Raw genomic sequence first — 20,680 nt, 5'->3', positions numbered from 1 at the left:
CATGCAGAGCTTATCTGAACGCACCGCCGGCTTTACCGACTCGGTCATCCGCCGCATGACGCGCGTTTCCATGCAGTATGACGCGGTAAACCTGTCGCAGGGTTTCCCGGACTTTGAGCCGCCGAAGGAGCTGCTCGACCGTCTGGCGCAGGTGGCCTACGAGGATTACCACCAGTATTCCATCACCTGGGGTTCGCAGAACTTCCGCGAAGCGCTGGCCGCCAAGCAAACCTATTTCATGGGCCGCAGGATCGACCCGAACACCGAGATCGTTACGACCTGCGGCAGCACCGAGGCGATGATGGCTGCGATGATGACAGTCACCAATCCGGGCGATAAGGTTATCATTTTCTCTCCGTTTTACGAGAACTACGGTGCGGATACCATCCTGTCCGGCGCAGAGCCGATCTATGTGCCGCTCGTGCCGCCGGATTTCCACTTTGATGCGAACGTGCTTGAGGACGCGTTCCGTCAGCACCCGAAGGCCATCATCCTGTGCAACCCGTCCAATCCGTGCGGCAAGGTGTTCACCCGCGAGGAGCTGGAGATTATCGCGTCTCTCGCGGAGAAGTACGATACCTACGTTATCACCGACGAGGTGTATGAGCACATCGTATTCGCGCCGAACAAGCACACCTATTTTGCCACCCTGCCGGGCATGTGGGAGCGCACGCTGTCGTGCTCGTCGCTCTCCAAGACGTACTCGGTTACCGGCTGGCGACTGGGTTATATCATTGCCCCGCCGGAGATTATCGACCGTGCGAAAAAAGTACATGACTTCCTGACTGTCGGCGCAGCAGCACCGCTGCAGGAGGCTGTCGTTACCGGTCTCAAGATGGGCCAGGACTACTACGACGACTTGCAGGCCAAGTACACACAAAAAAAGAAGCTGTTCCTGAAAGGTCTGGACGATCTCAAAATTGCCCATACCGACCCGCAGGGCGCGTACTATGTTCTGCTCGATATTGCCGAGTTCGGCTACGAGAGCGATCTTGCGTTCTGCGAGGATCTGGCGCATTATGTCGGCGTAGGCGCAGTTCCCGGATCGAGCTTCTTCCGTGAGCCGGTCAACAACCTGATTCGCCTGCATTTTGCCAAGAAGGACGAGACGCTGCTCGATGCACTCAACCGTCTGGAAGGTCTGCGTGATAAGATCAAACCGAAACACCGATAAACAGGAGGAAAAGCCGTCATGGATGTAAAGAAAGCCGCAGCGGAAACAAAGGACTATATCGTATCCATCCGTCGGGAATTTCACCGGCACCCGGAGCTGAGCCTGCAGGAATTCCGCACGGCACAGCGCATTGAGGAGGAACTGGACAAGTTCGGCATTCCGCACACGCGCGTAGGCGAAACCGGCGTGCTCGGCACGCTGAAGGGCGCAAAGGACAACGGAAAAGTGCTGGTTCTGCGTGCGGATATCGACGCGCTGCCCATTGAGGAGACGCATGAGTGCGTCTATCGCTCGGAGAATGCAGGCGTCATGCACGCCTGCGGCCATGATGCGCACGCGGCCTGCCTTCTGGGTGCCGCGAAAATCCTGTCGGAGAACAGAGACGCGTTCCGCGGAAAGGTCCGTCTTGTGTTTCAGCCGGGTGAGGAAATCGGAAAAGGCGCAAAGCCGTTTGTCGCAGCCGGTGTGCTGGAGGGTGCCGAGCGCGTGTTCGGTCTGCACACGGCATACGATTTGGAGGCAGGCACGGTAGGACTCAAACCGGGCATCAACAACGCCGCAGTCGATCATTTCCGCATTCGCGTGCACGGCAGGTCCACGCACGTTTCCACGCCGCATATGGGCGTGGATGCGCTGTATATCGCCAGCCAGATTGTTGTGGCAGTGCAGGGACTGGTTACGCGCCGCACTTCACCGACCGAGCCGGTGATTATCGGTATCGGCAGGTTGAACGCGGGCACGACCTACAACGCCGTGGCAGCATTTGCTGAAATGGAGGGCACAACGCGCACTATTTCGCAGGAGAGCCGCGACCGCGTTCGCGCACAGGTCAGTGAGACCGCGCAGAGCATCGCTGCGCTGTACGGCGGCACGGCGGAAATCGAGTGGACGGACTTTGCCGCTGCGCTCGTCAATGACCCGCAGGTGTGCGAGGAAGCTGCTCAGGTCGTGGACGAGCTGCTCGGAGAAGGACACGTTGTCACTGACCGTGAGCTGTCGCTCAGCGGCGACAATTTTGCCGAGTTTGAGCTGTATAAGCCGGGCGCGTATGCGTATCTCGGCACCAGCAATCCGGATTTTCCGCACACGATGATCACCAACCATAACGGCGGCTTCGATGTGGACGAGAATGCACTTGTGACCGGTGCCGGTCTGTATGTCGGCTACACAGTCGCGCGGCTTGGATAAAGAAAACGCTCAGCTATCAAACGATAGCTGAGCGTTTTGCTTTTGAAATTACAGTTTTGAATTTACATCCCGCACTCAAGTCCGTTATACCGTGTCACCACAAACGGATAGCTGAGTGTTTCAGGCTGGATGCCAAGCTGCCGCAGACCGGCGCACAAATCCTCGACAACCTGCATATCGTGATCGCGCTGCGCAACGGACAGTTTCATTTTATCTCCATACGACGAGATCAGCAGCGCAAACGGCTGCACGGCGCACGGCAGGATTGCGCCGTAATCGAGTACATACGGACGGCAGCTTTCCGGCAGGGCGAACCGGCCGACATTGGTAATGAGAAAGCTGTCCTCGAGCACAAAATCAGTCGTGACCTTCTGTGCCGCCTGCATTTTCTCTGCGAGCGGCATGTCTGCCTCATGCAGCGATTCACAGCGGTCTGCGGCGGCTTTTGCACGATAGAGCAGCTGTTCGCGCTGCATCTGATCCTTCAAAAACGCCTTCGTGCGCCGGAACACTTCGTCATTCGGCAGATCGCGGTATTCCGGAAAATACGGCAGATCGATAAAGCAAATAAAATACCGCGTGGTAAGCGTCGGCAGCAGCGGACGCAGATCGACCGGAATCTCCGCGATAACCGGCTTGTCCGTTCCGCCGAACTTATCATCAAACGCTTTCATCATCAGCGGAGCCAGTACAGACAGCGGACTGACACCGATGGACTTTGCGTAATCGTGCAGCTGAGAAAACGGGAACGTCACCTCGGTGACGACCTCGGAGCCGTCAGCGCCCCACTGTACCTCGGGGGCATGAACAGCCGCCGGCTTTTTCCAGATGCCATCCGGCGAAAATTCACGGTCTGCCAGCTGCTCGTAGCCGTTTGCGCTCTCCTCGGGAGACCAGCGGGTATCCATGCCGCGCACAGAGCCGTCATTCTCAACCGGGAAACCGCAGTTTTTCAGGTACTGGAACAGTACACAGCGGATAAACTCCTCGAATCCGCGTCCATCCGAGATAGAGTGCTGATACTCCATATAGATGGTCTTGTCGTGGTAGCCGACGAGAAATAAGTATCCGTTCGTATCCTTGGAGCCGATGGTGTAGCGGGTGGATACACCGTCGAACGGCAGCACTACGGCGGGCTGCACGTTGCGGCGGTAGCGGAACGCGGTCTCGGTCGGCTCGGCGGTCAGCATCATGTGCGGAAAGCGCAGCAGTGCCTGCTCGACGGCTTCGCGCAGCTTGTCCGGGCGCACTTTATCGCGCATGCGGATGGTGTGGCGCGGCACACAGGCGACGGTTTCATGGGTGTTATACAGGAAGATTTTTGCATAGCTGTCCGTGCGGAGCAGCGGGTCATTCATGGTCATTATAGCATTCTCCTCAAAGCATAATCCGGCGCATCTTATATGGTAATTTCAGTATATCACCCTGCAACGACGTTGTAAATCAAAATGAGTCGAATTTGCACAGTATTATGCAAATATAGAACATGATGTACGATATAATGAGCCGCGAGCCTGAAAATACTTGCGATTCGGTTGGCAGAGTATATCACGCCGGAGAAGCTGACATATGAGCATGGAATTTCTGTCGCGGCTGTTCGATTCGTTCTCGCGTGAGCGTATTCCGTGTGAGAAGCAAAAAAACAAGCGACACTATATTTCGATTGGTGTCGCTTGTGTGCGTTTTCAGGCGCTGTCGGTATTGTCTGCCCTTGCAGGGCGGTTGTTCATACCATATCCGTTGGGGGGTATGGATCGGATGGGATTACTGGTCGGTGTAGCGGCTGAGGATAACCGCTACCTGAGCACGGGTTGCGGTGCCGTTCGGCACGAGCGTGGTCGGGGTAACGCCGGTTACCAGACCGTTGCCGTTCGCCCAGCTCATTGCTTCAGCAGCCCACGACTCGACAGAAGCCGCGTCTGCGTAGCCATCGAGTGCTGCGCTGCCCTGCGGCGTATGACCGCGATAGGTATCGTAGCGGTACAGGATGGCCGCCAGCTGCTGACGGGTGATCAGCGTATCCGGCTGGAATCTGCCGTCGGTGAAGCCGTTGACAATGCCGTTTTCGGAGGCCCATGCGATGGCTTCTGCGTACCACTTGCCGTCCGCCACATCGGTGAACTGTGCGGTGGAAGCGGCCTTGCTGCCGCTCATGCGGTAGAGCACCTGAACCAGCATTGCGCGGGTCATGCCGTCATCCGGACCGAACCTGGTTGCAGTCAGGCCCTTGAACCAGCCGTTCTCGAGTGCAGTGTTGACCTCGTTGTAGAACCACTTGCGCAGGTTGACATCGGAGAAGTCGCTGCTGTACTCGTGGGTGATAACGAAGGTGGAGAAGTGGGTGGTCTTAAAGGTAGCCTTTCCGGTCGCTGCATCATAAATGACAGGCAGCTTCTCGAACGAGCCGTCCTCAGCAAGATAGTATGCAACCAGATGCGCGGCGTTCTCGCCGCTCTTGAGGCTGTATGCTACAGAAACCGAAGCCGTGCCGTTCAGCGCGTGAACGCGGGTTGCAGTGCCGTTTTTCGGCTGTACCTGCGCAGAAATGTTCAGGATGGTGCTGTTCTTCGGCAGGTATTTGCGCTGTGCGTCCGTCAGGGAGGACTTGTCAGCGGAAGCGATCGAAATACTTGCCATACCATCGGCCTGTGCGGCGCTGCCGAGTGCGGTCAGCGTCTCACGGTCGAGTGCAACCGTGCCGTTCGGCAGGGTAAGCGCTGCGCCGTTCTTTGCACCGGCGAGAGCAGCTACCACATCACCGGTGAGCGATACCGTGCGTACGGTGGAATCTGCGGACAGGTCAAGCGTCAGCGAATCCTTGCCGGAAACCGCAGTCAGCTTGGAGCTGTCGGCGGAAACTGCTGCGATGCCGTTCTTTACCTCAACCGTTGCGGGAACCTTGGTGCCGTCCGGCGAGGTAATGGAGGACGAGCCGCTGTCGGTCGGAGCCGGTGCAACAGCGCCGCCGCCTGCTCCACCGCTGCCGCCTGCGCCGCCGCCGCTGCTCGGCTTGACGGCAAAGGCTGCGGTAACTGCAACGTCATTCGCCGGCATGGTGAAGGTGTAGGTCAGGGTGGACGCGGAAACCGTCTTGTCGAGCGCGGTCTCCGGTGTCAGCGTCAGGGTTTTCAGCTGATAGCCGCTTGCGGGTGCAGCGGTGAGCGTTACCTTGTCGCCAGCCTTGGCGCGTGCCGCAGAAGCGGAAACGCTGCCGTTTTCGGCCTTGCCGGCCGTAATTGCGTAAGTTTTGTGGAACAGATTGTCGGTGTTGACCGTCAGAGCTTCCGTTACGTTGCGGATAACCGCTTCAAAGCTGCCGTTATTCTCGGTGACGGAAACAACGGCATTCGGAGCCGCCTTCTCGAGTTCGGACTTGATCTCCTCGGCGGTGCCAACACAGTTTGTGCTCGGCGTGAGCGTCAGCTTGAGCGTGCCGTTCGTGCGAACCTGAGCGGATGCGCTGTTGACTGCACCGGTGTCGTTCGGCTGAATCGGCGTGGTGTAGGTGAATTTGCCGGTGCCGTTCGTGCCGGAAATCTTGGCATCGTACTGTACAAGGTCGGTGAAGTGAACGCGGATGGTCTGGTTGCCGCTCAGCGTGTGCGTGTAAATCGGATCGACCAGATTAGCACCGTCCGCCTGTACAGGTGTTTTGCTTTCCGCAGCAGCGAGATCGCCCTTGGTAACCGTCCACTTTTCAACCATCTTGCCGGTGTTCGGTACTGCAGTGAAGGCGATTACACTGCCGTTCGGCTGATTTTCGCCGGAGGTAATCGTGCTGCCATCGATAGCAGCGGTCAAGCTGCCGTCTGCCGCAGCCGTACCGAAGTACGGGAAGTACTTGGCGGAAACCTTGAAGTATACCGTCACTTCAATATTTTTTGCGGCTCGGATTTTGCCTTCCGGATTGGTCAGGCTGTTGCCGGAGGTCAGCTTGCCGTCTACCTTCCACTGCTCTACCTGATAGCCGGATTTCGGCTGTGCGGTGAAAGTGATTTCTTCGTCCTGATAAATGGTTACGCCTTCGGTCGACATGGTTTTGGTTTCGACCTCATCGCCGTAGATATCATACAGCGTATACGCTACCGTGCCGTTGCCGGCCGCAGCGGTAGCCTTGGCGGTGTAGGGAGCGCTCTCGGCAAATTCAGCGCTGATGGACAGATCGTCGGCCAGTTCGCTGATGGTGTAAATGCCGTTGGTTTCCTTCTGTACGGTGTCGTTTACAATCCAGTGATCGAAGTGATAGCCGCGGTCTGCGCGTGCCTGCAGCTCAACCTTGCTGCCGCCGGGAATCTTGGACAGATCGTCCACAGCTTCGCCGTCTACGGTTGCAATGATCGTGCCATGCTCCATTTTCAGTGTGGTAATCGCAAATGCGGCACGGTCGGTCTTGAGCGAAACCTTGGTGTTCTCGGTGATGGGGAAGGTATAGCTGCCGCCAGCGTTGAGCTTTCCTGCTTCAACAGCCTTGCCGTTTACCTGATAGGTCTCGCCTGTGGCGGCAGCATAGCCTGCCTTGGGCGCTACCGTAATCCGGGTATCGCCGGTGACGCTGTCTCCGCTCTTGAGCGTCTTGGAGGTATCGTCCGGATCAACCGTCTGATAGCTTGCGGTCAGTTCACCTTCCAGTGTCAGCGTGTAGCTGTCGCGCTCAAATACGGCGATCAGATCAATATCCTGCACGCCAACCTCGACAGCGAGCGTGTTGGAGCCGTTGTCGTGCTTGGTGCCTGCCGGATAGTTGTTTGCACCGAATTCCTTGCGGATCCACTGCTTGAAGTGCCAGCCGGTATCCGGCGTTGCGGTGAAGTTGAACTTTGCACCGCTGGCAATGTAAGCCGGGAAATTCTTGAGGCTTTCGGAGCCATTTTCATCCGTGCATTTGAGTGTACCGCCCTGCTTATTCTGAACGGAAGCATTCAGTTTGGTATTGGTGGTCTTGAAGTAAACCAAAACAGATGCCGGTTTTGCAAGGGTCTTGATGGTAACCGAGCTCTTCTCCTTGCTGTTCTCGATTTCCTTGCCGTCATAGGTCCAGTAATCGACTGCATAACCTGCATCCGGCACAGCCGTCAGGGTAACATCGGTGTTTGCGGTAAAGCTGGAGATTGCGCTGCCGTCATCCGCCTTGCCGGCATTCAGACCTGCGGTAATGATCGACGCAGAACCGACAGAGTGTTTGTTTGCGCCTTCGCCAAAGTCCTCGGCCTTGAGAGTCAGGATGTAAGTCAGACCGTTTACCGTGTAAACGCCGGGGATAAAGGTAAATTCATAGTTGTTGTACAGCGTTTCGTTGGTAGCGGTAGTCTTGCACGGAGAAACCGTGTAGTTGCTGGGCGCAATGTTCGGCTCGAGCGTCACCGTGTTGCCTGCGGTGTTGACTGCGGTATAGCCAAGGTGCAGAGCAGCAATCTCATCAGCAGTCATGTTTTTCGTGTCTGCCGCGAGAGAAAGCTGTTTCGAGTCGGTAGGGTTAACCTTATCCTGTGCAACGCCGTCCTTCGGGGTAACAACGCGCAGCGTAACGGCACGCTGAACAACGGTAAACTCGGTTTCCGCAACCGGTTTGGTTTCGCCGTTTGCATAAGCATACAGCGTGTAAGTGCCGACATCCAGCGGATTGGTCAAATCCCGTTGTGTTTCCGAACCGGAAACTGCATACTTGAAGGTCGCGTTATTGACCTTCTGCAGACCATGCGTATCCTTACTCATGCGGGAGAGCGACGGCGTTACCGTATCGCCGTAGGTGAAGCGGGTGACGCTGTTGTTATCCTTGCCGTTGGTGAGCGTCAGCTGGTAGCCGGTCGCGTTCTCGCCAACGAGAACCATCTGACCTTCCGCGTTGCTCATATCCTTGAATACATAGCTGCCCGGATAATACGGGGTAACCGTATATGCGCCGTCTGCGGGCACGACAACGTCCTTGGTGGCCACGCCGTTGGCGCCAATCTCTGCCGCAACCGTGGTGGAGAAGTCCGTGCCGCGAATCAGGAAGCTGAGCGTGCCGGTCGGGATGGTGGAGGTAGCAGACGCGGAACTCATTTTAGCGTTGATGTGCAGCGTGCGGTTGTACGTACCGCCAACCTGAGCAGTCTTCGCTTCAACCGTCAAATCACACTTGGGCGTGCGCTTGCTGTACTGTGTGGTAATCTCAGGCGAGTAAGCGGAAATGCTGAACTCCTTCTGGGCGGTGTTGTCGAAGTAGAGCACATTCAATCGGCAGCGGTAAGTGCCCTTGTCGGCAGAACCGGCGTTTTCGATGCTCAGCGTATCGGAAACGCTGCCGGCAATCTCGGTCCAGGAACCATTGTTCAGCTTCTGCCACTGATAGCTTACGCTGTTGTACTTGCCGCCGTCCGGATTTTTATTGTCTCCGTTATACTTAACCGTTGCGGTTGCCAGAGAATCCGGATAGATCGGCAGAACCGTCTGCTTCTCCTTGCCGTCAATCGTTACCGAAATATCGGGATAGCCTGCTGTGGTCTTGGTACGGCAGGTCAGCGGTTCGCTGTAAATGCTGTTGCGCTGCTGCTCAGCCTTGTTGTTGTTGCGGGTCTGAATCTGATATTCATACTCGGTATAGGGAGACAGGTTCTTATCCGTGTAGCTGAAGGTGTAGGTGCCGTCATCGTGACGCTCACCATCGGTGAACGGAACAAATGCGAGTTCCTTGCGTCCGGAGCCGTCCGGGAAGTTGTAGTAGCGGTACAGCTGGAAACCGGAAACGATCTTGTCGTACGTCCACGTCAGGGTGACGGAATCATCGGTGGTTGCCGCAACATCCTGCTCAAAATCCTCCGGCAGCGGAGACGGAGCCTGCGGCTCGGTTACCGCGTAGGTAACAACCGGGAACGCCTGATTGCCGCTGCGGTAGTTGTAGCAGAAAATACGCCAGTTCATGCCGTAGCCGTACGGTTTGGCTTCAATCGGCATGTTCTGCAGCGAACCGGAGAACGAGCCGCCTGCGGTGTTGACCGATACCTTGCCGGCAGAGCTTTCCGAACCTGCCACAACGCCTGCGGTTACGCCGCCTGCGCCTGCACCGGCTTTCGTTTCGATAGAGGTGGTGTTGGTGTAGTTTTTGCTGTCCGAGGTGGAGAAGCTGATCTCCTGCGTGATGCCGGAGCCGCCGCCTGCCGCGGTGAAGTCAACCTTAGCCGGATCACCGTTATAAGCCTTGGAGTCTGCACTCGGTGCGCTCGGATAGCTGGACGGATCACCAATCGTATGCGTCAGTACGCTGCCCGAAATGGATGGCAGAACGCTGTAATCCTCGGCTATATTTTCGTAGTCGGACAGGTCGATCAGACCGATCGAGGCTTCGTGCGGGATGGAAACGGTGGAGGTTACTTTAGTGTAGCTGCCCTTGCCATCCGGGATGTAGGAGGTATACTCGTAAATCTCCATCGGGATGGAATAGAACGCCACTCTGTCCTCGCCGGAGGTTGTCTCGTAGGTGATGGACTGCTCGAGCGAGGAGGTGTGCTCGGTCTCGTAGGTGAAACCGGAGGTAAAGGCGGCTTCCGCCTCAACGCTGCCGATCTTAACGCCGAATACCGAGAATTCCTGCTCAAAGGAGACGTATGCGCCGACCGAGATGGTAGAGGAGGAGCTGGTGCCGTTCTCGGTGCCCTTCATGCTCGAGTAGGTGGTGGAGGACTCGGCGTAGTTGCCCGAAAGGTCATCACGGTCGAGCAGATCGGAGAAGTACGGAGGCGAAGCCAGTACCGCCAGAACCTGCGGGTCGGAGTAGGTGTAATAGTGCTTGCCGGTGTAGGTCATGTAGCTGGTATCGTCGTCCGTGTTGGCGAGACAGAGCGTGTACGAGCTGTTGACATCGGTTTTTACCGGCTGAGAGCCGTCAAACAGGTTGACGGTCGAAAGTCTGGTTGTACCCGGCGTGCGGGTGGTGTAAGGTGTTGTTTGCGATGTAGTAGCATCTACATAGCCGACAAAAGCCTGATAGGAAGATCTTTTGCGGAACAGTTTATGCCACCAGCTCTTGTAATAATAACGGGTTGCGTACTGGGGAACTTTACCGGTGACGTTGTAGGATTCAGACTGCTTGTCCTCATCCTTGGACATGGTCTGCGTCAGTGTGAACAGCGTACCCGAACCTGCGGTGTTGTTGTCTTTATCCACCGCGGTGGTCACAGAGCCTGCGGATGCATCGTACTCAACGTAGTCGTCATTCGGCATAGCAGGCGTGTTGTCGAGCGCCTGCTTGATATTCAGACCATTCTCATCGCAGGAGATAACAAGGCTGTCAAAGTACAGCAGATCGCTGGTCTTGCCGTCATCGCCTTTTTCGCCTGCGGTCGGACGGGAGATAATCGCCGTATTGGCCGGGCACAGCGGCAGAGAACGGAAAACGTCGGTGCCGTTTTCGATGTGATTCTGCATTGCGCTGTAAATATAGTTTCCGTCCTTATCCTTGGAGAACAGATCGAAATTCTGCGAAACAGACGGCTGGAAGGTGACGCCGTTCCATGCGTACAAACCTACATAGCGTGTATTCTGCTTATTTGCCTTGAGGTCGGCATCCGACTGAGCCGCCAGAATCAGCGTTTTGCCGCCGCCGGTCATATCGCCGAAGGCGAAGGATGCGCGGACCAGATTGCTGCCCTCGTAGGTCAGCGGGAATTCCTGCGAACTCTGCAGCATGTGCGCGCTCGTGGAGCCAAACATTACAACGGCACGCGAGCCCGCGTTCTGCTGCGGACCGTAGTAGTAACCCCAGGTGCAGGCGAGATCGTCTACGCCGTCCTGGTTGACGTCACCGCTGACGAGAGAGATCATGTTGGAAACGACACTGCCCTCACGGAAGAAGTACGTCCACGCCTGTCTCCAGTTAGAGGGATTGGAGTAATCGTTAGTCTGCAGGTCGTAAATCTCAATGCGGGAATTGCCGACCTCCGGCACATAGACCGCAACCTCGTCCTTACCGTCGTTGTCCCAGTCGCCGGTAGCTACCTGCAGGTAGTTTTTCAGCTGATACGGGTTTTCTGCGAAGTTTTCGACCTTTTTGGCAGTCGTGCTGCCTTCGTCGCTGGTGTCGGTCAGATTCGGGTTGCCGATTTCCTTGCTGGTGTCCAGCAGCGTGATCGGCTTGCCGTACTCGCCGGTTTTCGCATCGCCGAATCGCAGGTACAGACCACCTTTCGCGCTCAGGTCACCGGCGTAAACCATGACCGTCTGCGAGGACTTGGCGTCACTGCTCGAGGTGAAATGGCCTGCGGCCACGTCTGCCATAGCGTAATCGGTACCATCCTGCAAATCGGTAGTAGCATTGGTCATGCCGGTCAGATAGCCCTTGGTGGCATAGCCGTCATTGCCCTTGCTGCCTGTCGGGAACTGTGCGTATGTGCCGGTAGAGGTGGTTTTACCCTCAGAAATAGTTTGGTTCTGCTTCTGAGCGCTCAAAAACTGCTGAGCCTTGGTAGATGTGTTATCATCATTGCCGTACAGCGTGCTTTGAAGGGCATTGTCCTTCTGGTTGGACTTGGAAACGCTTGTATCGCATTGCTCTGCGCTTTCACGCTTGTCCAGATTGATTTTATCCGACGGCAGAACATCACTTGTCAGACCAACGGTATACAGCTCGTACACCGGCGTAACCTTGATGGTATTGCGCCCGTATGGGTTGCTGGGGTCGTTGGCATTAAAGCCGTCGGGCGCTTTGCTCGAATCAATACCGAGCGCCGCAAGCGCGTCCGAGCTGCCGGTATCCGCCGCCGCTGCGCGGATATCAAGCGGGCCGCCTATGCCGGCGATAAGAGCCAGTGCCAGAGCAAGGCTTATGCCGCGTTTGAATTTCATGGTATATTCCTCCTTTTCCAATTCTGCGGTGCGGTGGAACGAGCCGCGCCTGCAGAAAAGAGACTGAAAATTGCCTGCGCTTATCATAGCAGCTTTGCAGCCTGCTGTGCGGTCGGGCACACGAAATGTCCGATTTTTGACACGAAATACACCGATAGGAAAAACAGAGTGAACTACGCGTAAATTCTGCAAAAAATGACACACAATCCACAGGAATTATCAACAGGCTGTGGATAAAATGCGGCAAAAAACACCCCGGTTTTGTCAGGTGACAAAACCGGGGGAAAAGATGACGAATGCTTTCGGGCAGGGGGTTAAAGCAGCTCGCGCAGCTTGTCCGCAATGAGCCTGCCGAGCACGGCGTGCTCCTCTGCGGTCAGATGAATCTGGTCCGAGCACTTTGCCGCCGTGACAGCCGAGCCGTCCACAAAGGCGCAGCCGTATTTTTCTGACAGCGTGCGGAACCGTGCGGGCAGAGCATGGATGAGTGCGGCACTGCTTTCGTCAAACATGCCGTAGTAGACGCTGTCTGCAAGGTTTTCGCCCATTTTCGGCGGTGCAACCAGAAGAATCTGCGGTTTCTGCATGGTATTTGACCATAAAAGCGGACTTTGCATCAGCTTGATCGTGCGGTCCATGGCATCGCTGATGGTGAACGGTGAGTGGCCGTACATTGCCTTGCTGTCGTTTGTGCCGAGCATGATAACGATCACGTCGAGCGGATCGTGCGTTGCCAGCAGGGCAGGCAGCATTGCCATGCCGTTTCGGCTGTAATCAATCGGGTCGGTGCTGCAGATGGTGCGTCCGCACAGACCTTCCTCGATAAAGTGCACGTCCGGGAACTGAGCCGCAACCACACCGGTGTAACGCTTGTCCGCGTCCAGGCGGTGCATGGGATCGTCGCCCTGATAACCCCAGGTGTTGGAATCGCCGTAGAACAGTACATTTTTCATTTTTACGCTCTCCTTTATCTCTATCATAGCATGAAATTGAGGGAATAGATAGGAAAACCGCATTGTATTTCCGCACAGACATGCTACAATAGATACAGATTATTTCCCGGAGGTTTTTCCTATGACCCTGCAGCAGTTGACCTATCTTGTCACTGTGGCCGAATGCGGCAACATCACGGACGCCGCCGAGCGGCTGTTTCTCTCGCAGCCGAGTTTGAGCGCCGCGATTCACAATTTAGAGAAGGAGATGGGCGTTACCGCCTTTGTGCGCTCAAACAAGGGCGTAACCGTCACGCAGGAGGGCGAGGAGCTGCTTTCGTTTGCGCGCATGCTGCTCGAGCAGGCAGACATCATGCAGGAGCACTTCGGCGTGGGCAAAAAGCGCGTGCCCAAGTTCTGCGTGTCATGTCAGCACTATTCGTTCGCGGTGAACGCATTCGTCGAGGTTGTCAAGGAGTACGACGCGGACCAGTACGGTTTTATCCTGCGGGAAACGCAGACCGGTGAGATCATTGATGATGTGGCGTCGGGCAAAAGCGAGCTGGGTCTGCTGTATTTGTCCGAGAGCAACGAAACCGTGCTCTCCAAGCTGCTGCGCAAAAGTGAGCTCGTGTTCGAGGAACTGTTCACTGCCGCACCGCATGTGTTCATCAATAAGGACCATCCGCTCGCAGACCGGAAGTGCATCACGCTCGATGAACTGAAGCCCTATCCGTATCTGATTTTTGAGCAGGGAGACCGCAATTCCTTTTATTTTTCCGAGGAATTGCTCAGCATGCTCGACATGCCGAAAACCATTCAGGTCCGCGACCGCGCAACACTGTTCAGTCTGGTAATCGGACTGAACGGCTTTACGGTCAGCTCGGGCATTATCGACCGCAAGCTGAACAGTCCGAGCATTATCGCGCGGCCGCTCGAGATGGAAGGCAGCATGCGCATCGGTCTCATCCGCAAGAAAAACGTGGTATTCAGCCGCTATGCGGACTCCTATGTGAAGGCACTGAAAAAGCATCTGTCGATAGATTAAAACTGCGAAGGGCGGCAGATAAGACGTATTTGTCAACCGATAGCTTTCGTGGCAGGTTATTGTCAGACAGAAAAAGCACCATCGTGTTACCCAAAGAGATAGATACCCATGAGCAACCGGCCCCCATCTCGACATATTCTGTCGCGATGATTCGGGTGTGTCGGTGGAGCACCGGAATGATTCGTGGTCGTTCGACATCGCAAAAGCCGCTAAACGGTATACGTTTAGCGGCAGTTTTTTTATCGGTTTCTTCTCCACGTTTCCGGCGCAAACAGCAGAAGCATGGGGAACAGCTCCAGACGACCGGCGAGCATATCGAAAGTCAGCACGATTTTACTCAGCGGGTGCAGTGCACCGAAGTTGGCTGCAGGACCGACCTGATTGAGTCCCGGACCGACGTTATTGATGCAGGTAACGACCGAGGTGAAGCTGGTTACCATATCCTCACAGTGCAGACTGACAATGAGGATGGAAGTGGCAATGACGATCAGATATGCCACAAGAAAGGCGTTGACCGAGCGCATGACCTCATGCTGGACGCGCTGTCCGTCCATTTTATGCACGCGCACCAGACGCGGATGAATCAGCGACATCATTTCCTTCTTTACGCCCTTGAACAGCAGCAGGATGCGCGAGCATTTCATGCCGCCGCCGGTCGAACCGGCACACGCGCCGATGAACATCAGCAGCACAAGCAGCAGCTTGCTGAATGCAGGCCACTGGTTAAAGTCCACGGTTGAAAAACCGGTGGTCGTGATGATAGACGCAACCTGAAACAGGGAATGGTGGAAGCTCTCGCGCAGCGAACCGAAGCAGCCGCGCACGTTGAAGGCGATCAGCGTGGTAAATACGGCAATCACGCCGAGGTACACGCGAATCTCCTCGATTTTGAACAATTGCTTGAATTTACGGGTCAAAAGCAGAAAATACGCGTTGAAATTGATGCCAAAAAGGATCATAAAGACCGAGATGACATTCTGCAGGTAGGCGCTGTTGTAGTGCGCGATGGAATTATTCCAGTTGCCGAAGCCGCCGGTGCCTGCCGTGCCGAGCGAAACGCAGATGGCGTCGAACATCGGCATGCCGCCGAACAGCAGCAGAATAATCTGCAGAACGGTCAGTCCAAAGTAAATCGCGTACAGGATAAGCGCGGTATCGCGCATGTGCGGCGATATTTTGGAGACCGAGGGTCCCGGGCTTTCCGCGCGCATCAGATAAATGGTCTGACCGCCTGCCAACGGCAGGACGATCAGCATGAACACCAGAATGCCCATGCCGCCGACCCAGTGCATCAGGCAGCGCCATAGCATAGAGGCATGCGAAAGCGCCTCCACATCGCCGAGAATGGTAGCGCCGGTGGTGGTGAAGCCGGATGCGGCCTCGAAAATCGCATCTACTGCGAACGGAATCTCGCGGCTGAGCACGAACGGCAGGGCACCGGTCACGGCCAGCACCAGCCAGCACAGCGCGACTGCCACAAAGCCTTCGCGTGCGTAGAACTTGGTGTTTTTCGGCTTGTATTCACACAGAATGCCTGCGCCGACCATACAAATCAGTGCGGTGGCGATATAGGCAGGCAGCTCGGGTTCACGGTAAATGACCGCGGTAAATGCGGGCAGCAGCAGGAACAGGGACTCAATGCCCATCAGCCAGCCGATCAGATAGCGGACGATTGCGAAATTCATTTTTCGCGCCCTCCGGCTGTCGGCAGGAAGATATCCTGAAGGTCGTTCATGCCCTCGAAGGTGGAAACGACGATAACCGTATCGCCTTCATGCAGCACATCGTGGCCGCGCGGAATGATACGCTTGCCTCTGCGGTTGATGCAGCACAGCAGAACATCCGGACGAATCGGCATATACTGCAGGGGAACACCGGTGAGATGGTGCGCCGCAACACGGAACTCAAGCGCTTCTGCGCCGTCCAGCTGATGCAGGGTCTCCACGTTGGAGCCCATCGAGTTCTGCATCGCGCGGGTGTACTGGCTGATCAGCTCGGCGGTGGTCTGCTTGGGGCGAATCACCTTGCCGATCGGCATGCTGGCAATGACTTCCTCGAAGTTCACACGGTTGACCTTGGTGAACAGCTTCGCACGGGAATGACGGCCGGCGTGCAGCGCAAGCAGGATGTTCTCCTCGTCCATGCCGGTGAGAGCCGCGAAGGCCTCACAGGTTGCCAGCCCCTCCTCATCGAGCAGGTTGCGGTCGGTGCCGTCGCCGTAGATGATGGTCGCGTGCGGGAGCATTTCGGACAGTGCCTCGCAGCGCTCGAGTTTGTTTTCGATAATCTTGACTGAAATGCCGGAATTCAGCAGGATTTTCGCAAGAAAGTACGAGATTTTGCCGCCGCCGACCAGCATCGCAGAGGAAATGCGCTTGACCGGCAAACCGACCTTCTCGAAAAATTCGCTCTGCTCGTGCGGCGGAATGATAACCGTGATGTTGTCGTTTTCGCGCAGGATGAAGTCGCCCTTGGGAATATAGGTCTGACCGTCGCGGCGGACCATACACAGCAGCACGTCCGTGCGGAGCAGCGGATTGACCTCGCAGACCGCCATACCGTCCAGGCGGGACTCGTGCGGGATTTTGAGGTCGAGCAGCTCGATGCGTCCGCGGGCAAACGTGCTGACGCGGATGGCCGACGGGAAGCGGATCAGACGCGAAACAACACGCGCGGTGGACAGCTCGGGGTTGATGACCATCGAAATACCCAGCTCATCGCGGATAAAGCCGAGGTCGGATACATATTCCGGATCGCGCACACGCGCAATGGCGTGGCAGCCGGATGCTTTACGAGCGATCAGGCAGGAAAGCAGATTGATTTCGTCATGGGTGGTAACGGCGATTAGCAGGTCGGTATCCTGCACGCCGGCTTCACGCAGAACGTGATAGCTGGTGCCGCTGCCCTTTACTGTAGCAAGGTCGTATGTGTTGGAAAGTTCATCCAGACGGCGTTCGGACAGGTCAATCAGTGTCAGGTCGTGTCCGGCCGCGCTGAGCTGTCCCGCCAGCTCCGAGCCGACTTTGCCGCAGCCTACAATAATGATGCGCATAGCGCACCTCCGATCTATTTCTCTATAGCTGTGCTCTGTTGACACAGTCTTGATACGCATATAGCGATTATAGCGGTTTGACCGAGAAAAAGCAATATCCAGACAGGAATTTTGCAGGAGTTTAGCGGAAAACCGACAAATAGGGAGAAATGGTCGGTGTATAGCTGATAATAGTATGTCCGAAAAAAAGGAAAAACCACCCGAACGGGTGGTTTTCACTGCGGATTAAAGTTCCGCGACAGGTCACTTAAACTGTGTATAAGTGGTATCGCTTGCGTAGCCGTCGCTGTCGGTCTGGTGCATGGAGACCAGATTGCCGTTATCATCAAAGGTACGGGTATCGGTCGAGAGGGTGCCGCCTTCGATGGTCGAGCGGGTGGTCTGCGTTTTGCCGTCCACCGAGTACACGGTGAGCACCTCGAACACGACGCCGCTCTCGTCTACGGTGACCGACTGGATGAGCCGCCCCTGACTGTCGTAGCGGTTGTCGGTGGAGGAGGTGATATTGTCCTCGCCCTCGTAGGTGCGGGAGGACAGCACGTCGCCGTTGGTGTTCATGCCCATGCGGACGACCATCAGCTCGTTGCCGTCTGCGTCGTAAACCGTGTTGACGGCAGAGGACTGACCGTTGTCCACCTCGGTGTAAACCGTCTCGGAGGAGGCCGAAAGTTCGCCGTCTTCGTAGTTTTCCGTGCGCAGAACGCGGTTTTTGTCGTCATAGCTGCGGCGATACTCCGAGGTGGAGTTGTTGGTCTTGTCGGTGGTGATAGCATCCGTGCAGTTGCCGTTTTCGTCGTAGGTGTAGTCCGTGTAGGTGAAATTGAGCGGTTCTTCCTCGCCTTCCACGGTCTGCATGGTGTAGGAGCGGAAGGTGCTGCCGTCCTTGTCATGGCAGTTGACCGTGTAGCTGCGGTTGCCTTCCTCCGTACGCAGCTCCAGTTCATAGGAGGCAGCACGCGGCAGAACGGAAGCCAGCTGTGTCGGCACCTGCTCCATCACGGCAATGCGGCATGCAGGCGTGCGGTCATACGCGATGGTGGCACCGAGCACGATGACCGTGCTTACAATACAGGAAATAATGCGTTTGATCATATTTTTGTTCCCCTAAAATAATTAAGGCAATACCGCATAATTGAACAAGAGTGATTTGCGAGTAAATTTTGCGTACTGACGAGGCACAGTTTTGCGGTAATACTTGATGTATTACCGTGAAACTTCGGCAGCGCGGACGGAACTCGCGCAAGGAACCGAAGCCAAAGTCAGGACACAAAATTTCCGCAAAGCACCGCGGCAGTGCGATCGGAGCCTGCACAAGGAGCCGCCGCTTTAATTGTGCGGTGTTGCCTTAAGGTATAATAATTTCGGTAATCAAGGTGATTCCGGAAAAATGCAGCCGAACCGGAATTCGGCTGCATTCAGCGTTGCTGGATTTTTACTGCGGTGTTGCCTCAGTTACTTTACGATTTCCTTCGCTGCAGCGGTCAGAGCCTCGACCTTTTCTGCGGCCTCGGCCTTGTTCTCGCCCTTGGCCATGATGTAAACCTTGACCTTCGGCTCGGTGCCGGACGGACGGATGATAAAGGTTGTGCCGCCCTCGAGCTCGTAGTACATCACGTTCTGACCCTTAAGCTCCATCGGCTCGGACTTGCCGTCTGCCATGCAGGTGCGGGTGCCCGGCATGTAATCGCGGGTGTAATCGACCTTGTGGGTGCCGATCTGGGTCAGCGGCTTGTCGCGGAGCTCCTGCATGAGCTCCTTCATGCGCTGCAGGCCGGAAACACCCGGCATAACGATCGAAATGGTCTGTTCGCAGTAGTAGCCGTACTTTTCGTACATCTCTTCCATTGCGTCGTACAGGGTCTTGCCCTGGGTACGGTAGTAAGCCGCCATCTCGGCGATCAGCATGGAAGCGGTAACGGCATCCTTGTCGCGGGCATAATCGCCGCACAGGTAGCCGTAGGATTCCTCAAACGCGAAAATGTACTCGTGCGAGCCGTCCTGCTCGAACTGCTTGATCTTCTCGGCAAGGAACTTGAAGCCGGTGAAGGTATCAAAGCACGCAACGCCGTTCTTTTCAGCCGCCGCGCGTGCCATCTCGGTGGTAACGATGGATTTGAGCACCGCCGGATGGGCAGGCATGGTGTTCGTCAGCTTCTTTGCGGTGATGATATAATCGGTGAGCAGCACACCGACCTGATTGCCGGACAGGGTGACATACTCGCCGGACTTGTCCTTGAGGACGATGCCGGTGCGGTCGGAGTCCGGGTCGGTGCCGATGATCAGATCAACATCGTTCTGCTTTGCCAGCGCGATGGCGAGCGTAAAGCCTTCCTTGTACTCCGGATTCGGGTTCTTAACGGTCGGGAAGTCGCCGTCGATCTTCATCTGCTCCGGCTCACAGATAATGTGCTTGTAGCCCAGACGGCGCAGGATCTCGGGCACCAGACGGTAGCCGGCACCGTGGAACGGCGTGTACACCAGCTTGAACTCATCGGCAACCTGCTTTACGCAGTCCGGATTTACCGCAACTTTAATGACTTCGCCGAGGTAAGCTTCGTCGGTCTCCTTAGACAGAATACGGATCAGACCGTTTTTGACGGACTCATCGTAGTCTGCAGTTTTTACACCGGTGAAGATATCGGTCTTTGCCATTTCGCTGGCAACCACGTCTGCCTCGGCCGGAGGAAGCTGTGCGCCGTCCTCCCAGTAAACCTTGTAGCCGTTGTACTCCTTCGGGTTGTGGGAAGCCGTGATGTTGATGCCTGCGATGCAGCCGTAGTGACGGACAGCGAAGGACAGCTCCGGGGTCGGACGCAGCTCATCGAACAGCAGCGACTGGATGCCGTTTGCGGCCATGATGCACGCAGACTGCTTGGCGAACTCGGCCGAGAAATGGCGGGAGTCATATGCGATGGCAACGCCGCGGTCCATTGCGGCCTGACCGTTCGATACGATCAGGTTTGCCAGCCCCTGTGCAGCCTGACCGACGGTAAAGCGGTTCATGCGGTTGAGGCCGACGCCCAGTACACCGCGCAGACCGGCCGTGCCGAACGACAGCGGCGCAAAGAAACGGCTTTCGATCTCTTCCTGATTATCTGCAACAGCAGCCAGCTCGGCATGCTCGTCCGCAGAGAGGGCAGAGCAATCCAGCCAACGCTTGTATTCCGACATATAATCCATTGGTATCACCTCATCGTGTTAGTTGGCGCATCGCCGCTTTCAGCCGACGGATTGCCACTATCTAAATTATACAATATCCGGCTGTCAATGCAAGGGGTTTTGCGCGAATTTGTGAAAAGATTCCATGAAGCGGAGTAATGATATACAAAACGGCAGAGCAGAAATTGTACGTTCTGTGAGAATACCGGAAAATTCTGCGAAAATGTGAAACCAAAACCGGCAGCAGGCCGTCTCTTTAGACAAAAGCCCTGTCTCGAGATAAAAATAACAGTACACAAATAAACAAA

General features: G+C 56.0%; 10 protein-coding genes. 3 read left to right on the top strand and 7 right to left on the bottom strand.

The features are described 5' to 3' along the window. Position 1 precedes the first annotated feature (1 nt). Together C7386_RS07795 and C7386_RS07790 are read left to right on the top strand one after the other, a co-directional pair. Positions 2-1,174 (top strand): pyridoxal phosphate-dependent aminotransferase, encoded by a 1,173-nt coding sequence (locus C7386_RS07795; RefSeq protein WP_116705216.1) that lies wholly within the window; start codon positions 2-4, stop codon positions 1,172-1,174. Positions 1,175-1,192: 18 nt separating this feature from the next. Continuing rightward, entirely contained in the window at positions 1,193-2,362 is a 1,170-nt protein-coding gene (locus C7386_RS07790; protein WP_116705215.1) for a M20 metallopeptidase family protein, read from the top strand. 62 nt (positions 2,363-2,424) lie between these two features. Here the strand turns inward: C7386_RS07790 and C7386_RS07785 are convergent, their stop codons facing one another. The 3 genes from C7386_RS07785 to C7386_RS07775 form a co-directional block, all read right to left on the bottom strand. Continuing rightward, positions 2,425-3,726, bottom strand: a complete 1,302-nt coding sequence (locus C7386_RS07785) for a hypothetical protein (RefSeq protein WP_116705214.1) — start codon at positions 3,724-3,726, stop codon at positions 2,425-2,427. 400 nt (positions 3,727-4,126) lie between these two features. Beyond that, a complete protein-coding gene (locus C7386_RS07780) occupies positions 4,127-12,181 on the bottom strand; it encodes an InlB B-repeat-containing protein (RefSeq protein WP_116705213.1) in 8,055 nt (2,684 codons plus the stop codon). A 314-nt stretch (positions 12,182-12,495) separates the two neighbouring features. Continuing rightward, positions 12,496-13,134, bottom strand: a complete 639-nt coding sequence (locus tag C7386_RS07775; protein ID WP_165815502.1) for a GDSL-type esterase/lipase family protein — start codon at positions 13,132-13,134, stop codon at positions 12,496-12,498. 121 nt (positions 13,135-13,255) lie between these two features. On the opposite strand from C7386_RS07775, the gene C7386_RS07770 reads away from it, so the two are divergent. Then, complete coding sequence (locus C7386_RS07770) at positions 13,256-14,161, top strand: LysR family transcriptional regulator (RefSeq protein ID WP_110435564.1); 906 nt, start codon at positions 13,256-13,258, stop codon at positions 14,159-14,161. Positions 14,162-14,400: 239 nt separating this feature from the next. On the opposite strand, the gene C7386_RS07765 is transcribed toward C7386_RS07770, so the two are convergent. From C7386_RS07765 to C7386_RS07750, 4 genes are all read right to left on the bottom strand, one after another. Then, complete coding sequence (locus tag C7386_RS07765; RefSeq protein WP_116705211.1) at positions 14,401-15,846, bottom strand: TrkH family potassium uptake protein; 1,446 nt, start codon at positions 15,844-15,846, stop codon at positions 14,401-14,403. After that, entirely contained in the window at positions 15,843-17,213 is a 1,371-nt protein-coding gene (gene trkA, locus C7386_RS07760) for a Trk system potassium transporter TrkA (protein WP_116705210.1), read from the bottom strand. The genes C7386_RS07765 and trkA overlap by 4 nt, the downstream gene beginning before the upstream one ends. Before the next feature lie 243 nt (positions 17,214-17,456). Beyond that, positions 17,457-18,305 carry a hypothetical protein gene (locus C7386_RS07755; RefSeq protein WP_116705209.1) on the bottom strand — a complete coding sequence of 283 codons (849 nt, stop codon included), beginning with the start codon at positions 18,303-18,305 and terminating at the stop codon, positions 17,457-17,459. Between the two features lie 360 nt (positions 18,306-18,665). Further along, the gene (locus C7386_RS07750; protein ID WP_116705208.1) at positions 18,666-20,393 is read right to left on the bottom strand and encodes a phospho-sugar mutase; all 1,728 of its coding nucleotides are present in this window, start codon (positions 20,391-20,393) and stop codon (positions 18,666-18,668) included. Between the last annotated feature and the right edge of the window lie 287 nt (positions 20,394-20,680).

The sequence above is a fragment of the Agathobaculum butyriciproducens genome (assembly GCA_003096535.1).
GTDB classification, from domain to species: domain Bacteria; phylum Bacillota; class Clostridia; order Oscillospirales; family Butyricicoccaceae; genus Agathobaculum; species Agathobaculum butyriciproducens.
The sequence above is the reverse complement of the archived record's forward strand: the minus strand, read 5'-3'. Positions and strand labels throughout refer to the sequence as shown.

What these genes read in the sequence shown, in the direction of transcription:
- C7386_RS07750 (WP_116705208.1), bottom strand. Translation starts at nt 20,393, where the DNA reads ATGGATTATATGTCGGAATACAAGCGTTGGCTGGATTGCTCTGCCCTC.
- C7386_RS07775 (WP_165815502.1), bottom strand. Translation starts at nt 13,134, where the DNA reads ATGAAAAATGTACTGTTCTACGGCGATTCCAACACCTGGGGTTATCAG.
- C7386_RS07770 (WP_110435564.1), top strand. Translation starts at nt 13,256, where the DNA reads ATGACCCTGCAGCAGTTGACCTATCTTGTCACTGTGGCCGAATGCGGC.
- C7386_RS07780 (WP_116705213.1), bottom strand. Translation starts at nt 12,181, where the DNA reads ATGAAATTCAAACGCGGCATAAGCCTTGCTCTGGCACTGGCTCTTATC.
- C7386_RS07785 (WP_116705214.1), bottom strand. Translation starts at nt 3,726, where the DNA reads ATGACCATGAATGACCCGCTGCTCCGCACGGACAGCTATGCAAAAATC.
- C7386_RS07755 (WP_116705209.1), bottom strand. Translation starts at nt 18,305, where the DNA reads ATGATCAAACGCATTATTTCCTGTATTGTAAGCACGGTCATCGTGCTC.
- C7386_RS07765 (WP_116705211.1), bottom strand. Translation starts at nt 15,846, where the DNA reads ATGAATTTCGCAATCGTCCGCTATCTGATCGGCTGGCTGATGGGCATT.
- trkA (WP_116705210.1), bottom strand. Translation starts at nt 17,213, where the DNA reads ATGCGCATCATTATTGTAGGCTGCGGCAAAGTCGGCTCGGAGCTGGCG.
- C7386_RS07795 (WP_116705216.1), top strand. Translation starts at nt 2, where the DNA reads ATGCAGAGCTTATCTGAACGCACCGCCGGCTTTACCGACTCGGTCATC.
- C7386_RS07790 (WP_116705215.1), top strand. Translation starts at nt 1,193, where the DNA reads ATGGATGTAAAGAAAGCCGCAGCGGAAACAAAGGACTATATCGTATCC.